This window comes from Mesorhizobium sp. NZP2077 (assembly GCF_013170805.1).
Classification (GTDB): domain Bacteria; phylum Pseudomonadota; class Alphaproteobacteria; order Rhizobiales; family Rhizobiaceae; genus Mesorhizobium.
Genome location: NZ_CP051293.1, coordinates 380,902 through 400,415, shown reverse-complemented (window position 1 = coordinate 400,415; position 19,514 = coordinate 380,902). Strand labels below are relative to the sequence as shown.

Sequence of the window (19,514 nt, the reverse complement as noted above, 5' to 3'; positions counted from 1 at the left end):
GTTGCATACGGATGACGATGGTCGCTCTGAGCCAGACGCTGACTAATTCCCCGCGCTGGCCATGCGCCGGCCCTTGATCGCCTTCTCCAGCCAGCCGATCTCCATCTCCGGGACCGATGACAAGAGAAGGTCGGTGTAGTCATCGAAGGGAGGCGTCAGCACCTTGCTTTTCGCGCCATAGCGCACCACCTCGCCGCGGTACATCACCGCGATCGAATCGGCGATCGATTTCACCGTCGCCAGATCGTGGGTGATGAACAGATAGGCGACATTCTCCTCCTTCTGCAGCTCAAGCAGCAGCTTCAGGATACCGTGCGCCACCAAGGGGTCGAGCGCCGAGGTCACCTCGTCGCAAATGATCAGCTTGGGTTTTGCCGCGAGCGAGCGGGCGATGCAGACGCGCTGTTTCTGGCCGCCCGAAAGCTCAGCCGGATAGCGGTCGGAAAAGCCCTTGCCCATCTCGATCTTGTCGAGCAGTTCGGCGACGCGTTTGTCGCGCTCCTTGCCGCGTATGCCGAAATAGAATTCGAGCGGCCGGCCGATGATGGTGCCGACGGTCTGGCGTGGGTTCATCGCTACGTCGGCCATCTGGTAGATCATCTGCAACTGGCGCAGGTCTTCTTTCGGCCGGTCGGCAAGCTTGTTGGCCAGTGGCCGGCCGTCAAAGGTGACTGTGCCTTGTTCCGGCGGCAGCAAACCTGTGATGGCGCGCGCCAGCGTCGACTTGCCTGAGCCGGACTCGCCGACGACGGCCAGCGTCTGACCCGGAAAAATGTCGACCGAGACGTTCTTCAGCACCTTGACGTGGCTGCGGCCATAGGCGGCGGTGACGTTCTTGACCGACAGGAACGGCGTCGTGCCGGGCTTTTGCTCGGCATGTTCGATCTCGTGCACCGACACCAGCGCGTTGGTGTACTCCTGGCGCGGTTCCTTGATGATCTGGCGGGTGCCGCCCCATTCGACCAGCCGGCCGTGGCGCAGCACCATGATCTCGTCCGAGACCTGGGCGACAACGGCAAGGTCGTGCGTGATGTAGAGCGCCGCCACATGGGTGTCGCGGATGGCGTCCTTGATCGCCGCAAGCACGTCGATCTGCGTCGTCACGTCGAGCGCCGTCGTCGGTTCGTCGAACACGATCAGGTCCGGTTCGGAGCACAGCGCCATCGCCGTCATCACGCGCTGCAGCTGGCCACCCGAGACCTGGTGCGGGAAGCGTTCGCCGATGGTCTCGGGGTTTGGCAGGCTGAGCTTCTTGAACAGCGCGACGGCGCGCTTCTCGGCCTCGGCCTGTGACGCCGTGCCGTGCAGCAACGTGGCTTCAACCACCTGATCCATCAGCCTGTGCGCCGGGTTGAAGGCGGCGGCTGCCGATTGCGCGACATAGCAGACCTCGCGGCCGCGCAGCTTGCGAAAGCCTTCCTTGCCGCCCTTGAGGATGTCGCGGCCGTTGAGGATCACTTCGCCGCCCGTGATGCGCACACCGCCGCGTCCATAACCCATCGACGACAGGCCGATGGTCGACTTGCCGGCGCCGGATTCGCCGATCAGGCCGAGGACTTTTCCCTTCTCGAGCGTCAGCGAGACGTCGTGCACCAGCACGATGTTCTTTGGCGCCTCGCCGGGCGGGTAGACGGTAGCCTCGATGCGCAGATTGCGGATGTCGAGCAGCACGCCGGGTTTCGCTTTGGTGTCAGCCATCACCCGCGCCCTCCCTTGAGGCTTGTCGTACGGTTGAGCACCCAGTCGGCGACCAGATTGACCGAAATCGCCAGCATGGCGATTGCCGCCGCCGGGATGAGTGCTGCGCCTATACCGAAGACGATGCCATCCTTGTTTTCCTTGACCATGCCGCCCCAGTCGGCATCCGGCGGCTGCACGCCAAGGCCGAGGAAGGACAGTGTCGACAGGAACAGCACCGCATAGATGAAGCGCAGGCCGAGTTCGGAAACCAGCGGCGACAGCGCGTTGGGCAGGATCTCGCGGAAGATGATCCAGGCGCTGCCTTCGCCACGCAGCTTGGCGGCTTCGACATAGTCCATGACATTGATGTCGACGGCCACCGCTCGCGACAGGCGATAGACGCGTGTCGAATCGAGAATGCCCATCACCAGGATCAGTGTCACCAAATTGGTCGGCAGCACGGACAACACGACGAGGCCCATGATCAGCGTCGGGATCGACATCAAAAGGTCGACGAGGCGCGATAGCAGCGTGTCGAACCAGCCACCGAACACCGCCGCCGAGAAGCCGAGGATGGCGCCGAGCGAGAACGACAGCGCGGTGGCGAGCACCGCGATAAACAGCGTGATACGAGCGCCAAAGATCATGCGCGACAGCAGATCGCGGCCAAGGTTGTCGGTGCCCAGCCAGTGCGCCGCCGACATCGGCTCCCAGACGTCGCCGACAATTTCGCCATTGTCGTGCGGCGCGATCCAGGGCGCGAAGATCGCCGCCAGGACGAACAGGGTGGTCAGGATGATGCCGATCAGCGCGGGGATGGGGATACGTTTGATATCGACCATATCCGCCCCCTATTTCGGGTGTCTGAGACGCGGATTGGCGATGATCGCCGCTATGTCCGCAATGATGTTCAGGCTGATATAGACGGCGGCGAAGATCAGGCCGACGGCCTGCACCACCGGCACGTCGCGCTTGGTGACGTGGTCGACGAGATATTGCCCCATGCCGGGATAGACGAAGATCACCTCGACCACGACGACGCCGACGATCAGATAGGCGAGGTTGAGCATGACGACGTTGATGATCGGCGCGATGGCATTGGGGAAGGCGTGCTTGCGGATGACGTTGAACGCCGACAGGCCTTTCAGTTCCGCCGTCTCGACATAGGCCGACTGCATGACATTGAGGATCGCCGCGCGCGTCATGCGCATCATGTGGGCGAGCACCACCAGCGTCAGCGCCGTCGCGGGTAGCGCGATCGCTTGCATGCGCTCACCGAAGGGCATGCCGTCATAGACAGTCGAGATGCCGGGAAAGATCTGCCACTTCACGGCGAAGAAATAGACCAGCACATAGCCGATGAAGAATTCCGGGAAGGAGGTCGAGGCGAGCGCCAGTCCGGAAATCAGCTTGTCGACCCAGCCATTGCGGTATCGCACCGCGATCAGGCCGAGGATGATCGCCAGCGGCACGGCGACGATCGCCGCCCAGAAGGCGAGGAACAGTGTGTTCCACAGCCGTCCCTTGATCGAGGTAGCGATATCCTGCCCACTCGACATGGCCGTGCCGAGGTCGCCGGTCAGTACACCGCCGAGCCAATGGAAATACCTGACATAGGCGGGAGCGTTCAACCCGAGCTGCTCGCGCAGATTGGCGAGCGATTCCGGTGTCGCCGACTGTCCGAGAATGGCTTGTGCGACGTCGCCGGGCAGGATCTGGGTGCCGGCGAAGATCAGGACCGAGACGGCCAGCAAGAGGACGATGCCCAGCGCGATGCGCTGGGCAATTAGCTTCAAGATGGGCGAGGACATATCCGCAAAGCCGGCTCAGGCCTGCAGCCAGCACTTTGCCAGGGCGTAGCCGTTCATCAGCTCCTGATGCGGATCGTCGACCCAGCCATCGACCTTGGCGCCGGTGGCGTCGATGAACTGGTTGAACATCGGCAGGATCAGGCCGCCTTCGTCGCGCACCATGACCGCCATGTCGTGGTACATCGCCTTGCGCTTGGCCTCGTCGAGCTCGGCGCGCGCCGCCAGCACCATCTTGTCGAAGTCGGGGCGCTTGAAGCGCGTGTCGTTCCAGTCCGCTGTCGACAGATAGGCGGTCGAATACATCTGGTCCTGCGTCGAGCGGCCGCCCCAGTAGGAGGCGCAGAAGGGCTGCTTGTTCCAGACTTCCGACCAGTAGCCGTCGCCCGGCTCGCGCTTGATCTCCAGCTTGATGCCGGCCTTGGCCGCGCTCTGCTGGTAGAGTTGCGCGGCGTCGACCGCGCCCGGGAAGGCAACATCCGACGTGCGCAGCAGTACCGTGCCGTCATGGCCAGACTTCTTGTAGTGGAACTTGGCCTTGTCCGGATCGAACTTGCGCTGCTCGATTTCGGTGAACAGCGGGTAAGATGCGTTGATCGGAAAGTCATTGCCGAGCGAGCCGTAGCCGCGCAGCACCTTGTTCAGCATCTCCTCGCGGTCGATCGACAGCTTCAGCGCCATCCTGAGGTCGTTGTTGTCGAACGGCGCCGTGTTGCAATGCATGATGAACACGTAATGGCCCGGACCGGCATGGTTGCGGATGGTGACGCCCGGCACGCGCTTGATCAGGTCGACGATCTTCGGCTCGACGCGGTTGATCATGTTGACCTGGCCGCCCTGCAGGGCCGCCGTGCGCGCCGTGGCGTCATTGATGACGATGATCTCGATCTGGTCGGCATGGCCCATCTTGTCGCCCTGCCAGTAGTTGGCAAAGCGTTCGCCGCCATGGCGCACGCCCGGCTCGTTGGTGGCGATCTTGTACGGGCCGGCGCTTATGCCCGCGTCGGGCTTGTCCTTGCCGCCATTGGGCTGGACGATCAGGTGATAGTCGCTGAGCAGGTAAGGCAGGTCGGCATTGGCTTCCTTCAGCGTCAGCACGACTTCCTTGCCGTTGACCTTGATGGTCTCGATGCCCTTCATGTAGCCGAGCGCGCCGGACTTCGACTTCTCGTCCGAATGGCGCTCGAGTGTGGCGGCGACGTCATCGGCGGTCACAGTCTTGCCGTTGTGGAACTCGACGCCGTCGCGGATCTTCAGCGTCCAGACCTTGGCATCCTTGGACGAACCGATCTCTTCGGCGATGCGGTTCTCGAGCTTGCCCTCCGGCGACAGCTCGACGATCATTTCACCCCACATCTTGCCGAAGGCGAATGGCACCTGCGTCATCATCAGCGCCGGATCGAGGCTGTTGGTGGACTCACCGCCGACCAGGCCGGCCTTTAATGTGCCGCCCTTGACCGGGCCTGCCGCCCGTGCCGCGCTTGAAAGCAGCGAGTTGGCGAAGGGTGCGGCGATGCCGAGCGCTGCCGCGCGGCCGAGAAAATCACGACGGCTCAGTTTGCCTGCTGCGACACGCCGGCTAAGGAATTCGAGTTCGTTTGACATTATGAGTTCCTCACTCTGTTGGTTCGACTCTGCGGTCGATTTCTTTGTTAATTCTCCCTGAATAATGAGGGTAAGCTAACGCGGTAAGCAAGACCGAATGCGACATGCCGTGGCGTAAATCGTACGTCGCATTTGGACCAAGGCTTCAGCGCTCAAACGAGCGCGCGTGGAATCTTTTCCTCGAAATTGCGCTCGAAGACGATTTTTTCACCCTCATAGGCTTCGATTCTGGCGCTGACGATGAAGTTTTGCGCGTCCGATCGCATCTCGGCCCACGTCTCGGTGCGCACCGACCATCCTTTTCGCGACAGTGTCTGCGTCCAGTGTGTTTTTCCCGAAGCTGACAGTGGATTGTCAGGATGGATCGTCCATGTCTCGCGAGCGATGCTGCCATTGACCAGGCCGTGGTCGAGATCGCGTACCTCGCCGAAATCATCAGATATGGAAAGCGTGACCATTCCCGTCTTTTCGTCGCGATCGACATGGCGTTCGGAATTGGCGGCACGGATCGTTTCGGTCGCCCAGGGCGCAGCGCCTTCCGGCTCGGCGAACGTCACTTCGTCGCCTGTCGCCAGCGGGCGCAGCGGCAAGGCCAGCTTCGCAGCCGACAAGGTGAGTTTCACCGGTTCCGGCGATGGCCAGATGGCAGGCCAGTAGGCGTTCGATACGGCGATGCGCAGGCGGTGGCCAGCAGGCACGCGATAGGCGCATTGGTCGAGCACGACACGTGCGGAGACGGTTTCGCCCGGCACCAAGGCTTGCGGGAATTCATGCGAGTCGCGGTGCGTCAGGTTGAGCACGCCATAGGAGATCAGCTCGGAAGCGCCGTCGGGATGCACGTCGCAGAGCCGTACCGCGATGTTGGCCTGCGGGCGATCGGAAGAGAACGTGACCTGAACGTCCGGCGCGCCGAGAATGTCGATCGCCTCGGCGAGTTCAGGCTGGTCAACACACATCGACAGCGCATCGTCGGGACGCTGGTCGCCGGGCAGTTCCGGGCCGAAGGTGAACGGGAAATACTCGCCGCCGGCAAGGCCGCAGGTCTGCGGCGAGGCGACGATTGCAAGTCTGCTCCCCTTGGGAAGCAGATCGATCGTCTGGACCGTGATGGCGGGCGACGGCCATTGTTGCTCCGCCACCCAACGGCCCGGCCGCTCCGGATGCCAACGGGCCGGGCGTACGCTGTCCATCACATAGGCGCGGTAGGCGGGATCGTCCTCGACGCCGGTCTCCGCGCCCTTCAGCCAATGGTCCCACCAGCGCAGCGCCTCCTGCAGGAAGCCGATGGCCGGTTGAGGCCCGGCATAATGCGGATATTTGTGGATCCAGGGGCCAACGATGCCCTTCACCGGCGCTTCGATGTTGGTGACGAGATGCGAGATCGTGTTGCGGTAGCCGTCATGCCAGCCGCCGATCGACAGAACGGCGGCTTTGACTGCGGAAAAATCCTCGCAGATCGAACCGCGTTTCCAGTAGGCGTCGCGGTGCTGGTTGCTGAGCCAGAGCGGCAAAAGGAAGGACTGGTTCTCCAATCGGGTCAGCCACAGATCACGCCAGCGGTTGTCGCCCGCGATCAGCGGATCCGGCGGCCGCGACGAATAGGACAGCATCGTCGAGGCCCAGCCAAAATTCTCGATCAGCAGGCAGCCGCCCTTGTAGTGGATGTCGTCGGCATAGCGGTCGACGGTCGAGCACAGGCTGATCACCGCCTTCAGCGCCGGCGGCTCTCTGGCCGCCACCTGCAGGCAATTGAAGCCGCCCCAGGAGATGCCCATCATGCCGACATTGCCATTGCACCAGGGTTGGCTGGCCGCCCAGGCAATGACGTCACAGGCGTCCTGCAATTCCTGCTCGGAATATTCGTCGTCCATCAGCCCTTCGGAATCGCCATTGCCGCGCATGTCGACGCGGATCGAGGCGTAGCCGTGCCCGGCGAAATAGGGATGGGTCAGCTGATCGCGAAAGATGGTGCCGTCGCGCTTGCGGTAGGGCAGGTGCTCCAGGATGACAGGCACCGGATCGTCGCCGGCATCTTCCGGCATCCACACCCGCGCCGACAGCCGGCAGCCATCCGGCATGACGATGCCCATATCGGGGAATTCGACGACCTTGCGGGGAAATTCGGTGACGGTTTTCATGGGTGCGCATAACGCCCGGTGGCGCCGCAACTTTCAATCGCCATTCGCGACTGGCGCAGCGAATTATGCGACCTGTGCCGCAGCCTGCTTCACACCCTCAGTTCAGCGGAATGTCGTTTTCGTCCTTGCTTGCCTGGTAGGCGCCTGACAGCTCGTCGTAACGGGCCGAGATCTTGCCGATACGCGTCTCCAGCCGCTGGCGTTCGACCTCGGGTAGCGCCCGTACCAGCCTGCGGATGGAAAAGCTTTTCCAATAGGCGTTCTCGGCATTGTAGCCGCCGGGATCGAGGGTGAAGACCTCTTTCAGGATTTTCAGATCGTGCGGGATCGCAAAACTGTCGCGCGAATCCTCATGGCTGAACAGGTAATAGAAATTGTCGAAGCCGGTCCAGGTGATCGCCGACAGGCAGAGCGAGCAGGGCTCGTGCGTGGCGATGAAGATGGCGTCCTTGGTGTCGACACGCTCGGCCCTGGGCATCTCGTAGAAACGCTTCAGGCAGTGCACTTCGCCATGCCAGAGCGGGTTTTCGATCTCGTTGTTGGTTTCGGCCAGCACCAGCGAGCGGTCGTCCTTCCTCAGGATCGCCGCCCCGAACAGTTTGTTGCCGTGGGAGACACCCTCGGCCGTCTTCGGCACAATGTCGTGCTCGATGACGTCGAGCAGGCGGTCGATCAGCGAAATGTCGGTCATGAAGGAATCCCGTCGGGAAGGTGGATCTCGTAGGCGTGCGAGAAATGGAATTCTTCGAGGTTGGAGCCGTCGCCGCCACGGTCGACGATCAGGAAATCCTGAGCCTCGCCGAGCGGCGTCAGCACGCCGTGCCAGAGATTGCGGGAATAGTTGATGCCTTGTCCGGGCGCGGTGATGAACGCATGCGGCTCGCCCGGCCCCTCCTTGCCGTCATGGCAGACGACGACCAGGAACGGCCGCGGCGACAGCGGGATGAAAGCCTGGCTGCCGAAAGGGTGGCGCTCGACCATGGTCAGCTTTAGCGGCAACTCGTAAGGTGTGCCGCGCACCATCGAGATCAGCACACGGGCGTTCGGCCCTGCGGCCTCGGCGGTGGCGAGGGAGTGGTAGCGTTCGGCGCGCCCACCATTGATCGGGTAGTGGGTGTCGCCGCCCATGTCGATCACATCGCCGAATGCGGCAAAGTTCTCGCGGGTCAGCGGCCGCGCGACGATGCGGGTCACGGCGCCCGCCTTGCAATGCCGGCACTGCCAAGCTTGGCGTGGCGGTTGACGTCCTTGTAGAGCAGATAGCGGAATTTTCCGGGACCTCCGGCATAGCAGGCCTGCGGGCAGAAGGCGCGCAGCCACATATAGTCGCCGGCCTCGACCTCGACCCAGTCCTGGTTGAGGCGATAGACCCCCTTGCCTTCCAGCACATAGAGCCCGTGTTCCATGACATGGGTTTCGGCGAAAGGAATGACGGCGCCGGGCTCGAGCGTGACGATGGTCATGTGCATGTCGTGGCGCAGATCGGCCGGATCGACGAACCGCGTTGTCGCCCAGCGGCCCTCGGTGCCGGGCATCGGCGTCGGCGCGATCTCCTGCTCGTTGGTGAAGAAGGCTTCCGGCGTGTCGAGACCGTCGACCGCCTCGTAAGCCTTGCGAATCCAATGGAAGCGGACTGCGGCCTTGCTTTCGTTGCGAACGGTCCAGCCGCTGGACGGCGGCAGAAAGGCAAAGCCGCCCGGCCGCAAGACATGCTTCTTGCCGGCGAGCAGAACTGTCAGTTCGCCCTCGACCACGAACAGGGCGCCCTCGGCGCCAGCGTCGGGCTCCGGCCGCTCGCTGCCGCCGCCGGGCGCGACCTCGACGATATATTGCGAGAATGTCTCGGCAAAACCGGACAGCGGCCGCGACAGGATCCAGACACGGGTCTTGTCCCAGAACGGCAAGGCGCTGGTGACGATGTCCTGCATCACGCCCCTGGGGATGATGGCATAGGCCTCAGTGAAGACGGCGCGGCCTGTCAGCAGCTCTGTCTGTCCGGAATGGCCGCCATGCGGGGCATAATAGGTTCGCTCGGGCATCGTGATCGTATCCATGGGTTCAAACCTATTGCGGCAGCATATCCCTGAGGCGGAGCAGCGCGATGCGCTCGACCTGTTTGCAGGCGGTATCGAGTTCGACGCCGCGACCGTTGCCGATGCGCACCTCGAACTCCGCCAGGATTTCCTCCTTGGTCTTGCCCTTCACCGCGATGATGAAGGGGAAGCCGAAGGTGGTGACGTAGGCGGCGTTGAGCTTGGAGAACAGTTCGCGTTCCTTGTCGGTCAGCGCGTCGAGGCCGGCAGAGGCCTGTTCTCGGGTGGATTCCGCCGTCAGCCGTCTGGCCTTGGCCAGCTTTCCGGCGAGGTCGGGATGGGCGTTGAGCACACCGAGCCGCTCGGTCTCGCTGGCGGCGCGGAAAATGCGGCAAAGCGCATTGTGCAGGCCGCCTGCGGTGTCGTGTGCCGGACCGAGTTCCAGCTCGTAGGCTCGCTCGGCGATCCAAGGCGAATGTTCGAACACGCCGCCAAATGTGTGGACGAAGGTCTCGAATTCCATTTTCGACGGGCGCAGCGCCGCCGGCTTGTAGGGATGGTTCTCCTGCCAATGCCTGGCGATATCGATGCGCCGTGCCAGCCAGACCTTGTCGTGCGATTTGACATAGTCAACGAACCGCTTCAGCGCCGCCACCCGGCCGGGACGACCGACAAGCCGGCAATGCAGGCCGATATTCATCATGCGCGGCCGCCCGGCCTTGCCCTCGGCATAGAGGGTGTCGAAACTGTCCTTCAGATAGGCGAAGAACTGATCGCCCGAATTGAAGCCCTGCGGCGTGGCGAAGCGCATGTCGTTGGCGTCGAGCGTGTAGGGAATGATGAGCTGCGTGCCGCCACTGTGCTCGAACCAGTAGGGCAGTTCGTCGTCATAGGTGTCCGACACGTAGTCGAAGCCGCCTTCTTCGGCGACCAGACGCACCGTGTTGACGGATGTGCGCCCCGTATACCAGCCGGTCGGGCGCTGGCCGGTCACCTCGTAATGCAGCTTGATCGCTGCTTCGAGGTCACGGCGTTCATCTTCCGGGGCATGGTCGCGGTAATCGATCCACCGCAGCCCGTGCGAGGCGATTTCCCAACCGGCGTCCTGCATGGCCGTGACCTGGTCGGGTGAACGTGCCAGTGCTGAGGCGACGCCGTAGCAGGTCACCGGCACCTCGGCCTCGGTGAACAGGCGTAGCAGCCGCCAGAAGCCGGCCCGCGCGCCATATTCGTAGATCGATTCCATGTTCCAGTGGCGCTGGCCCACCCAGGGTGCCGCGCCGACGATTTCCGAGAGAAAGGCTTCCGAAGCCTTGTCGCCATGAAGGACGCAGTTCTCGCCGCCCTCTTCGTAATTGACGACGAACTGCACGGCGACATGCGCACCGCCAGGCCATTTCGGGTCCGGCGGGTTGGCTCCATAGCCGCGCATGTCTCTGATGTAACGCATTGTCCCTCCGGCCGGGCATCGCCCGAACTATGATCAGGATATCGAAAGGGTGCTTCTCGCATTCCCCCGAAAATTTTTGAAAGTGTTTTTGTCGCACTCCGCTCGACCGGGACTTATGCATCGCCTTTAATTGGCGCACAATTCATCACTAGTGTTCGATTGTACCAGCCAGTTCGTTCATACTGGAAAGGGAGGCGGCCAATGGCAGAAACGTCGAAAGCCGATGGCGGGCGCCTGACGACCCACGTGCTGGACACGGCGACCGGCAAGCCGGCGGCTGGATTGTCGATCGCGCTTTATCACCTTGAGGGCGACGCCCGGAAACATCTGAAGACCGTTGTCACCAATGCCGACGGCCGTTGCGACGCACCACTCCTCGCCGGAGCGGAATTCCGTACCGGCGAATACGAGCTGGTGTTCGCGGCCGGCGATTATTTGCGCGGCCAGGGCACAAAACTGCCCGAGCCGGCCTTCCTCGACAGTGTGCCGATCCGCTTCGGCATGGCGGAGGCGGTGCACTATCATGTACCATTGCTGATCTCGCCCTACGGCTATTCGACCTACAGGGGGAGCTGAGGCATGGCCAAGATTTCCGTCCGCAACGAGATCCGCTTCATCCTCAATGGCAGGGATGTCGTGTTGTCGTCGGTGGCACCCGACGCGACCTTGCTCGACTGGCTGCGGCTCGACCGGTCGCTGCGCGGTACCAAGGAAGGCTGCGCCGAGGGTGATTGCGGCGCCTGCACCGTGCTGGTCGGCAAGCTATCGGCCGGCGGACTGGTCTATGAAAGCGTCAATGCCTGCATCCGCTTCGTCGGCTCGCTCGACGGCACTCATGTCGTGACGGTCGAGCATCTGCGCGGCGAGCCCGGCCAGTTGCACCCTGTGCAGCAGGCGATGGTCGATTTCCACGGCTCGCAATGCGGCTTCTGCACGCCGGGCTTCGTCATGTCGCTCTATGGCCTGTGGATGAAGTCGCCGGACCCATCGAACGCGGCGATCGAAAAGGCCTTGCAAGGCAATCTCTGCCGCTGCACCGGCTACGAGGCGATCATGCGCGCCGCGCACGCCATCTCCAGCTACGGCAAGGTGGCGAAGGATCCGCTGGCGGTGGAGCGCAAGGCGATCACGGCGAGGCTCGAAGCCTTGCGGGACGGCGCGCGGGTCGAGATCGGTTCAGCCAAGGCGCGGCTCATCGTGCCGGCCAATGTCGACGATTTCGCCACCATACTGGACAACGAACCCGGCGCCACCATCGTTGCCGGTTCGACCGACGTCGGCCTGTGGGTGACCAAGCACATGCGCGATATCTCGCCGGTGGTCTTCATCGGCAATCTCGACGGGCTGTGCACCATCTCGGAAGACAAGGGCGTCATCTCGATCGGCGCCGGCGTCACCTACACCGAAGCCTTCTCGACGCTCGCCAAGCGTATCCCGGCGCTGGGGCCGTTGTTCGACCGCATCGGCGGTGAACAGGTGCGCAACATGGGCACCATCGGCGGCAACATCGCCAATGGCTCGCCGATCGGCGACACGCCACCACCCTTGATCGCACTCGGCGCGCGCCTGACGTTGCGCAAGGGCAAGAAGCGGCGCACGATCCCGCTGGAAACCTTCTTCATCGCCTATGGCAAGCAGGACCGGCAGCCCGGCGAGTTCGTCGAGGCCGTGCACGTCACTGTCCCGGCCAAGGGCACGAAATTTGCCGTCTACAAAATTACAAAGCGCCGCGACGAGGACATCACCGCCGCCCTCGGCGCCTTCTTCCTGGCGCTGGCCAAGGACGGCACGGTCGCCGATATGCGCATCGCTTATGGCGGCATGGCGGCGACGCCGAAACGAGCGTTTTCTGTCGAAAAGGCGCTGCTCGGCAAACCCTGGACCGAAGAGACGGTCGACACGGCGATGGCCGAATACGCCAGGGATTTCACCCCGCTCACCGACATGCGGGCGTCAGCAGAATACCGGGCTCTGGCGGCGAAAAACCTGTTGCTGCGCTTCTTCGTCGAGACCACCGGCACCAGGGCGCCCTTCCAGGTGTCCCGCAACGAGGCGGCATGATGAACAAGCACGCCACATCAAATCTCAAGGCGGAGAAGATCGTCGGCGGCGTCGCCACCGATCAGCGCCACGACTCGGCCCACAAGCATGTCAGCGGCACCGCCGTCTATATCGACGACATGCCGGAACCGGCAGGCACGCTGCATGTCGGGCTCGGCCTGTCGAAGGTGGCGCATGGCACGCTGAAGAGTGTCGACCTCTCGGCCGTGCGGGCAGCTCCCGGCGTCGTTGATGTGCTGACCTATGCCGACGTGCCCGGCGAAAACGACGTCTCGCCCAGCAACATGCATGACGACCCGGTGCTGGCGGAAGGCAAGGTGCAGTTCTTCGGCCAGCCGATCTTCGCGGTGATAGGCGAGACGCGCGAGGCGGCTCGGCGGGCTGCGCGCCTGGCCAGGATCGAATATGATGAGCTTCCCGCGATCCTCGGCATCTGGCCGCTGGACCCGATCAAGGACAGGCTGGTTACCACCCCGTTGACCTTGCGGCGCGGCGACCCGGCTGCCGCGATCGCCGCGGCGCCCCGTCGGGTGAAGGGGCGGATGAAGCTCGGCGGGCAGGACCACTTCTACCTCGAGGGCCAGGTATCGTTGGCCGTGCCGGGCGAAGACGACGAGGTCACGGTCTATTGCTCGACCCAGGGGCCGAGCGAGACCCAGCATCTCGTTTCCCATGTGCTCGGCGTGCCGAGCCATGCGGTGACGGTCGAAGTCCGCCGCATGGGCGGCGGCTTCGGCGGCAAGGAAACACAGGCCAACCAGTGCGCGGCAATCGCCGCGATCGCGGCCAAGAAGCACAAACGGGCCGTGAAGGTCAGGCTCGACCGCGACGAGGATATGACCGCCACCGGCAAGCGGCACGATTTCGCCATCGATTATGAGGTCGGCTTCGACAATGAGGGCAATATCCTCGGCGTCGACTTCATGTTCGCACTCAATGCCGGCTTCTCGGCCGACCTGTCCGGTCCGGTCGGCGACCGTGCGCTGTTCCATTGCGACAACGCCTATTTCTATCCGAACGTCCACGCCAAGTCGGCGCCGCTTTACACCAACACCGTTTCCAACACGGCCTTCCGGGGCTTCGGCGGCCCCCAAGGCATGATCGGCGCCGAGCGCGTCATCGACGAGGTCGCCTTCGCCGTCGGCAAGGACCCGCTCGAAATCCGCAAGTTGAATTTCTACGACCCGATGGAGGCGATCGGCGCGCGCTGCGTCACGCCCTATCACCAGAAGGTCGAGGACAACATCATCCAGCGCATCGTCGCCGAGCTCGAGGAAAGCGCCAACTATGCGCGGCGTCGGCGTGAGATACGGGCTTTCAACGCCAACAGCCGCTTCATCAAGCGCGGCCTGGCGCTGACGCCGGTCAAGTTCGGCATTTCCTTCACCAAAACCGAGTCCAACCAGGCCGGCGCACTGGTGCATGTCTATGCCGATGGTTCCGTGCACATGAACCATGGCGGCACCGAAATGGGGCAGGGCCTGCACCTAAAGGTGGCGCAGGTCGTGGCGGAGGAATTCCAGATCGATCTCGATCGGGTGAAAATCACCGCCACCACCACCGCCAAGGTGCCGAACACGGCACCGACGGCGGCATCCTCCGGCGCTGACCTCAACGGCATGGCGGCGCAGAATGCCGCCCGCCAGATCCGCCAGCGGTTGACCGATTTCGCCGCCGAAAAATACCAGGTTCCGGTCGATCAGGTGGTGTTCCTGCCCAATCGCGTCCGCGTCGGCAACCAGGAGGTCAGCTTCAACGATCTGGTCAAGCAGGCCTATATCGGGCGCGTCCAACTTTCGGCCGCCGGTTTCTACAAGACGCCGAAAATCCATTGGGACCGCGGCAAGGGCCAGGGCCACGCCTTCTACTATTACGCCTATGGCGCGGCCTGCTCGGAAGTGTCTGTCGACACGCTAACCGGCGAATATGTCATCGAGCGCACCGATATCCTGCACGATTGCGGCCGATCGTTGAACCGCGCGATCGACATTGGTCAGGTCGAGGGCGGCTTCATACAGGGCATGGGCTGGCTGACGACGGAGGAACTGTGGTGGGACGGCAAGGGCCGGCTGCGCACCCATGCGCCGTCGACCTACAAGATCCCGCTGGCGTCCGACCGGCCGAAGATTTTCAACGTGGCGCTGACCGACTGGTCGCAGGCCTACGAGCCGACCATCCACCGCTCCAAGGCGGTCGGCGAGCCGCCGCTGCCGCACGGCATGTCGGTGCTGCACGCGCTGTCGGATGCGGTGGCCAGTGTCGCTGACCACAAGATCTGCCCGCGCCTCGATGCGCCGGCGACGCCAGAACGCGTGCTGATGGCGATCGAGAGGCTGAAGAGAGAGGTCAAGGCAGGCGCCTGAAACGCGCAGAACGTGCAATCCAGGCCGAAAAAGCCTATATTTCCCAATAGGGAAGCTAAAGATGAACTCGAAAGTGCAAAGCCTGAAAGCCTTTCTCGCCAGCGCCGGCCGGGTCTCCTTGGTCGAGGTGGCCGGCACCAAGGGCTCGACGCCTCGCGAGAAGGGCGCGCTCATGCTCGTCTCGCAAGCGGCGATCTTTGGCACGATCGGCGGCGGCCAGCTCGAGTACATGGCGATCGACAAGGCCCGGCAGATGCTTTTCTCCCCCCTCGAGGGGGGAGAGGAGCGGTCGGCCGAAGGCCGAGAAAAAGCCAACGATTTGGCTTTTTCAGCGACGAGCGCCCGTAGCCATGGCGAAGGGCAATCCGCAAAGCGGCCAGAGGGGATCCTCTCAGGAGGCACCGCAATGACGTCGAGCACTGCCGCGAGGACCCCACCCGGCGGCTTCGCCGCCACCCTCCCCCCAAGGGGGAGGGGAACCCGCATCGAGGTCGATCAAGTCTGCGCCACACTCGACGTGCCGCTCGGACCGGAGATCGGCCAATGCTGCGGCGGGCGCGTCGAAGTCTTGATCCGCTTGGTCGATGCCGCGATTGCAGCCGAACTGGTTGCCGCGGCGGCAGCTGAAGAGGCGCACCTGCCGCATGTCTATATCTTCGGCGGCGGCCATGTCGGACAGGCGCTGGCGTCAACGATTGCGCTCCTGCCGGTGCACTGCGTCGTCATAGAGACACGGGCCGAGGCACTGGAAGGCATGCCGGCAACTGTCGAGACGCGGCTGACGCCAATGCCGGAAGCCGAGATTCGCAAAGCGCCCCCCGGCACGGCTTTCGCCATCCTCACCCACGACCATGCGCTGGATTTCCTGATCGTCGCCGAAGCGCTGAAACGTGACGACGCGGCCTATGTCGGCATGATCGGCTCGAAGACCAAGAAAGCCACCTTCAGGAGCTGGTTCCTGAAATCAGGGGACGGCACGGAAACGGAATTTGCCCGTCTCGTCTCGCCGATCGGCGGCGATGCCGTCAAGGACAAGCGGCCTCCCGTCATCGCCGCACTTGCGGCCGCCGAGATTATGACGGCGTTGGTTGTTTACGCCGCTGCCTCGGGTGCCGACCATCAGGTTTCGCGTGACAAGGTTATGGTCGGTTAGCCAAAGGCGAACATCGGCTTCTTCGTTTTCCAATCGCAGGAAAGATGCATTTGCGGTACCCACCCCCGCGTTGCTGCATGAGGTGAGGAAACATGAACGTTCTGAAAATCGCGGCCTTTTCGGATGGCAACACCGGCGGCAACCCTGCCGGGGTACTGATCGGCGATGTCTTGCCCGATGCCGCCGAAATGCAGCGTTTGGCGGCGAAGGTCGGGTTCTCGGAAACCGCCTTTGCCGCACCGGATGGTGACAACTGGCGGGTGCGCTATTTCTCGCCGGAATCCGAAGTTCCTTTCTGCGGTCACGCCACCATCGCCTTGGGAGCCGCTCTTGTCCGGCAGTTCGGCGATGGAGTTTTCCCGCTGACCCTCAACCAGGCCAGCATCACCGTCGAAGGGTTCCGCGACGGTGCGACCATTGCCGCCGCCTTGCAGTCGCCGCCGACACGCAGCAGGCCGGCACCGCCGGTGCTGATCGCCGAGGCGCTGGCGCTGTTCGGCTATGCCGCGACCGATCTCGATCCAACCATTGCGCCGGCGCTGATCCATGGCGGCGCTGACCACCTTGTGCTGGCCCTGAAGTCGCGCGAAGCACTGGCCGCCATGCATTACGAGCTGAAAGCCGGGCAAGTGCTGATGCGGCGCGAAGGGCTGGTGACGATCCTGCTCGCTTATGCCGAAACGCCGCGGCTGTTCCACACGCGCAATCCCTTTGCCTCCGGCGGCGTCTATGAGGATCCGGCGACGGGGGCGTCGACGGCTGCCTTTGCCGGCTACCTCCGCGACATCGGCTGGCCGCATGGCGGCGCGATCGATGTCGTGCAAGGTGAAGACATGGGTATGCGTTCGCGCCTGCACGCCGACATTGCGCCCGAGATCGGCAGCTCGATCAGGGTCTCAGGCACAGCCCGGATGATGGAGGAAGCATAGGAGCTGCCGGCGTCAAGCCGGCCGTTTCAAGCCGAGATGATCGCGCAGCGTGCGGCCTTCATAATCGCGGCGGAAGAGCCCGCGCCGCTGCAGTTCCGGCACGACTAGCGTGGCAAAGGCGTCGAGTTCGCCGGGGAAATAGGACGGCATGACGTTGAAGCCGTCGGCCGCACCGCCTTCGAACCGTGATTGCAATTCGTCGGCGACCTGCGCCGGCGTGCCCACGATGCGCCAATGGCCGCGCGCGCCGGCGAAATGGCGGGCAAGCTGGCGGATGGAAAGGCCGTCGCGGCGCGATTGCTCGACGACCAGTGCCTGCCGGCTTTTCATGCCCTCGCTCTCCGGTAGTTCGGGCAGCGGCCCGTCGATCGGATAGCGCCAGAGATCGGAGATGCTGAGATAGCTGGACAGCAGCGCCACGCCGACATCGTCGGGGATCAGCGCCTGCAACTCCTCATGCTTCTCGCGGGCCTCAGTCTCGGTTTCCGCCACCACGGGTGAAACGCCGGGCATGATTTTGATGTCGTCAGGCTCACGTCCATAGGCGGCCAGGCGCCCTTTGAGATCGTCGTAAAAGGCCTTCGCTTCCTCAAAGGTTTGCGCCGCCGTAAAGACCACGTCTGCGGTGCGGGCGGCAAGGTCGCGGCCGACATCCGAGGCACCGGCCTGAACCATGACTGGCGCGCCTTGTGGCGATCGCGGCAGGTCGAGCGGGTCACGAACCGAAAAACTCTGGCCGTCATGGCCGGACGACTTGCCGTGCCAAAGACCGGTGACCACCTCGGCGAATTCGCGCGCCCGCTCGTAGCGGTCGGCATGGAGCTTGAGCCCGGTCGACCCGAAATTGGCGGCCTCGATCGGGCTGGCTGATGTCACCAGGTTCCAGCCGGCCCGGCCGCCGCTCAGATGGTCGAGCGACAGGAAAGTCCGCGCCAGCCCGTAAGGCTCGTTGTAACTTGTCGAGGCTGTCGAAACGAGGCCGATACGGCTGGTTTGGACCGCCAGCGCCGAAAGCAGGCTGATCGGCTCGAAGCCGATCGAGCGCGACGTCTGGCTGGCGATGCCGACATTGGCTTCGCGCAGGCCGGCCGCGTCCTCGCAGAAGATCATGTCGAACTTGGCCGCCTCCGCCGTGCGCGCCAGTTGGATGTAATGGTCGATGTCGATGCCGGCGGTCACATGCACCTTAGGGTGGCGCCAGGCGGCGATGTGATGGCCGGTCGCCCAAAGGAAGGCGCCGAGCTTCATCTGCGCGGTCATTGTTCACCTCCGCCGACAAGGCCAAGATGCGAGCGCAGCGTAGTCCCGCGATAATTCTCTCGAAACAAGCCACGCCGCCGCAGCTCCGGCACGACAAGATCGGCGAACTCGTCGATCACCGGAAGCTGTGCTGGCAGCTGGATGTTGAACCCGTCGCAGCTTTTCGCGTGGAATTGTTCTTCCAGCCTGTCGGCGGCGGCGGTCAGCCTACCATCGGCGGCAAGCGAGATGTTCGTCAGCACCTTCACGCTGTCCGGATCGCGCCCGCAGGCAGCGATGCGGCGCTTCAGATTGTCATAGCGTAAGTTCGCGCCTTCGATCGGTCCGCTCTCCAGCAAAATGACATCGGCGGCGCGAGCTGCAATGTCCAAGTCGGGTTCCGACAGACCCGATAAGACAAGCACCGGCGTGTCCTGCGGCGAGCGCGCGACGTTCAGCGGGCCGCGCACGGAAAAGAATTCGCCCTTGTGGTCGAGCAGGTGCATCTTTTCAGGGTCGTGGAAGCGGCCGCCGCTCTTGTCGAACAGCAGCGCGTCCCTATCCCAGCCCCGCCACAGGCCTTGAACGATGCCGATATACTCCTCGCTGCGGCGGCGAAAGTCGTCCGCGGAAAACCCCTCTGGTCGGCTGAAATTGGCAGCCTCGCGTGGCACCTGTGCCATCGTCGCATTCCAGCCGGCACGCCCATGGCTGATGATATCGAGCGAAGCGACACGACGTCCCAGATTGTAGGGCTGATGGGCCATGGTCGAGGCTGCGGCTACAAGGCCGATCCCGTTGGTCACCGTCGCCAGCGCGGCCAGCAGAGTCGTCGATTCAAAGGGCATGGGCTTGTTCGCGGATTCGCCACCGGACGTTGGCGCGGCATCGGCAAGCAGCACCATGTCCAATTTGGCCGCCTCGGCCCTTTGCACGAAGCTGGCCAGGCGATTGAATTCCAGCCCCGTCCCGGGTGAGGTGTCAGGAACCGGCGAGACGGCTAGATGCATTGTGGCGCCGTTGTCCATGAATGGTTCCTGCAAGACGACATGCCG

16 protein-coding genes are annotated in these 19,514 nt (G+C 63.5%); 5 read left to right on the top strand and 11 right to left on the bottom strand.

The annotated features are described in order from the left end of the window. Positions 1–42: 42 nt before the first annotated feature. The 9 genes from HGP13_RS01795 to puuE form a co-directional block, all read right to left on the bottom strand. A complete protein-coding gene (locus HGP13_RS01795) occupies positions 43–1,698 on the bottom strand; it encodes an ABC transporter ATP-binding protein (protein ID WP_172220683.1) in 1,656 nt (551 codons plus the stop codon). Beyond that, on the bottom strand, positions 1,698–2,522 hold the full coding sequence (locus HGP13_RS01790) for an ABC transporter permease (protein ID WP_172220680.1): 825 nt from the start codon (positions 2,520–2,522) through the stop codon (positions 1,698–1,700). The genes HGP13_RS01795 and HGP13_RS01790 overlap by 1 nt, the downstream gene beginning before the upstream one ends. 9 nt (positions 2,523–2,531) lie before the next feature. Next, complete coding sequence (locus tag HGP13_RS01785) at positions 2,532–3,491, bottom strand: ABC transporter permease (RefSeq protein ID WP_172220677.1); 960 nt, start codon at positions 3,489–3,491, stop codon at positions 2,532–2,534. 15 nt (positions 3,492–3,506) lie between these two features. Then, the gene (locus HGP13_RS01780) at positions 3,507–5,093 is read right to left on the bottom strand and encodes an ABC transporter substrate-binding protein (protein WP_172220674.1); all 1,587 of its coding nucleotides are present in this window, start codon (positions 5,091–5,093) and stop codon (positions 3,507–3,509) included. Between the two features lie 152 nt (positions 5,094–5,245). Continuing rightward, positions 5,246–7,231, bottom strand: a complete 1,986-nt coding sequence (locus HGP13_RS01775) for a CocE/NonD family hydrolase (RefSeq protein ID WP_172220671.1) — start codon at positions 7,229–7,231, stop codon at positions 5,246–5,248. 97 nt (positions 7,232–7,328) lie between these two features. Further along, positions 7,329–7,922 (bottom strand): nucleoside deaminase, encoded by a 594-nt coding sequence (locus HGP13_RS01770; protein ID WP_172220668.1) that lies wholly within the window; start codon positions 7,920–7,922, stop codon positions 7,329–7,331. Then, complete coding sequence (locus HGP13_RS01765) at positions 7,919–8,425, bottom strand: ureidoglycolate lyase (protein WP_172220665.1); 507 nt, start codon at positions 8,423–8,425, stop codon at positions 7,919–7,921. The genes HGP13_RS01770 and HGP13_RS01765 overlap by 4 nt, the downstream gene beginning before the upstream one ends. Next, positions 8,422–9,285, bottom strand: coding sequence for a bifunctional allantoicase/(S)-ureidoglycine aminohydrolase (locus tag HGP13_RS01760; RefSeq protein ID WP_172220663.1), 864 nt, complete (start codon positions 9,283–9,285; stop codon positions 8,422–8,424). Before HGP13_RS01760 ends, HGP13_RS01765 begins: the two co-directional genes overlap by 4 nt. A gap of 10 nt (positions 9,286–9,295) precedes the next feature. Next, positions 9,296–10,714: an allantoinase PuuE gene (gene puuE / locus HGP13_RS01755; protein WP_172220660.1), complete on the bottom strand. Its 1,419-nt coding sequence runs from the start codon at positions 10,712–10,714 to the stop codon at positions 9,296–9,298. Between the two features lie 201 nt (positions 10,715–10,915). On the opposite strand from puuE, the gene uraH reads away from it, so the two are divergent. The 5 genes from uraH to HGP13_RS01730 all read left to right on the top strand — a co-directional run bounded on the left by uraH (position 10,916) and on the right by HGP13_RS01730 (position 17,220). After that, positions 10,916–11,290 (top strand): hydroxyisourate hydrolase, encoded by a 375-nt coding sequence (gene uraH, locus HGP13_RS01750; protein WP_172220657.1) that lies wholly within the window; start codon positions 10,916–10,918, stop codon positions 11,288–11,290. Between the two features lie 3 nt (positions 11,291–11,293). Further along, complete coding sequence (gene xdhA / locus HGP13_RS01745) at positions 11,294–12,775, top strand: xanthine dehydrogenase small subunit (protein WP_172220654.1); 1,482 nt, start codon at positions 11,294–11,296, stop codon at positions 12,773–12,775. Beyond that, on the top strand, positions 12,775–15,138 hold the full coding sequence (xdhB, locus tag HGP13_RS01740; RefSeq protein WP_172234586.1) for a xanthine dehydrogenase molybdopterin binding subunit: 2,364 nt from the start codon (positions 12,775–12,777) through the stop codon (positions 15,136–15,138). The genes xdhA and xdhB overlap by 1 nt, the downstream gene beginning before the upstream one ends. 61 nt (positions 15,139–15,199) lie before the next feature. Further along, positions 15,200–16,291: a xanthine dehydrogenase accessory protein XdhC gene (xdhC, locus tag HGP13_RS01735; protein WP_172220651.1), complete on the top strand. Its 1,092-nt coding sequence runs from the start codon at positions 15,200–15,202 to the stop codon at positions 16,289–16,291. Positions 16,292–16,383: 92 nt separating this feature from the next. Further along, a complete protein-coding gene (locus tag HGP13_RS01730) occupies positions 16,384–17,220 on the top strand; it encodes a PhzF family phenazine biosynthesis protein (RefSeq protein WP_172220648.1) in 837 nt (278 codons plus the stop codon). 12 nt (positions 17,221–17,232) lie between these two features. On the opposite strand, the gene HGP13_RS01725 is transcribed toward HGP13_RS01730, so the two are convergent. Beyond that, positions 17,233–18,480, bottom strand: a complete 1,248-nt coding sequence (locus HGP13_RS01725) for an LLM class flavin-dependent oxidoreductase (protein WP_172220645.1) — start codon at positions 18,478–18,480, stop codon at positions 17,233–17,235. After that, positions 18,477–19,487 carry an LLM class flavin-dependent oxidoreductase gene (locus HGP13_RS01720; RefSeq protein WP_172220642.1) on the bottom strand — a complete coding sequence of 337 codons (1,011 nt, stop codon included), beginning with the start codon at positions 19,485–19,487 and terminating at the stop codon, positions 18,477–18,479. The genes HGP13_RS01725 and HGP13_RS01720 overlap by 4 nt, the downstream gene beginning before the upstream one ends. Between the last annotated feature and the right edge of the window lie 27 nt (positions 19,488–19,514).

Excerpts from the sequence above, each read along its gene's own strand:
- HGP13_RS01795 (WP_172220683.1), bottom strand. The coding sequence starts at position 1,698 with ATGGCTGACACCAAAGCGAAACCCGGCGTGCTGCTCGACATCCGCAAT.
- HGP13_RS01790 (WP_172220680.1), bottom strand. The coding sequence starts at position 2,522 with ATGGTCGATATCAAACGTATCCCCATCCCCGCGCTGATCGGCATCATC.
- HGP13_RS01785 (WP_172220677.1), bottom strand. The coding sequence starts at position 3,491 with ATGTCCTCGCCCATCTTGAAGCTAATTGCCCAGCGCATCGCGCTGGGC.
- HGP13_RS01780 (WP_172220674.1), bottom strand. The coding sequence starts at position 5,093 with ATGTCAAACGAACTCGAATTCCTTAGCCGGCGTGTCGCAGCAGGCAAA.
- HGP13_RS01775 (WP_172220671.1), bottom strand. The coding sequence starts at position 7,231 with ATGAAAACCGTCACCGAATTTCCCCGCAAGGTCGTCGAATTCCCCGAT.
- HGP13_RS01770 (WP_172220668.1), bottom strand. The coding sequence starts at position 7,922 with ATGACCGACATTTCGCTGATCGACCGCCTGCTCGACGTCATCGAGCAC.
- HGP13_RS01760 (WP_172220663.1), bottom strand. The coding sequence starts at position 9,285 with ATGGATACGATCACGATGCCCGAGCGAACCTATTATGCCCCGCATGGC.
- puuE (WP_172220660.1), bottom strand. The coding sequence starts at position 10,714 with ATGCGTTACATCAGAGACATGCGCGGCTATGGAGCCAACCCGCCGGAC.
- uraH (WP_172220657.1), top strand. The coding sequence starts at position 10,916 with ATGGCAGAAACGTCGAAAGCCGATGGCGGGCGCCTGACGACCCACGTG.
- xdhA (WP_172220654.1), top strand. The coding sequence starts at position 11,294 with ATGGCCAAGATTTCCGTCCGCAACGAGATCCGCTTCATCCTCAATGGC.
- xdhB (WP_172234586.1), top strand. The coding sequence starts at position 12,775 with ATGAACAAGCACGCCACATCAAATCTCAAGGCGGAGAAGATCGTCGGC.
- xdhC (WP_172220651.1), top strand. The coding sequence starts at position 15,200 with ATGAACTCGAAAGTGCAAAGCCTGAAAGCCTTTCTCGCCAGCGCCGGC.
- HGP13_RS01730 (WP_172220648.1), top strand. The coding sequence starts at position 16,384 with ATGAACGTTCTGAAAATCGCGGCCTTTTCGGATGGCAACACCGGCGGC.
- HGP13_RS01725 (WP_172220645.1), bottom strand. The coding sequence starts at position 18,480 with ATGACCGCGCAGATGAAGCTCGGCGCCTTCCTTTGGGCGACCGGCCAT.
- HGP13_RS01720 (WP_172220642.1), bottom strand. The coding sequence starts at position 19,487 with ATGGACAACGGCGCCACAATGCATCTAGCCGTCTCGCCGGTTCCTGAC.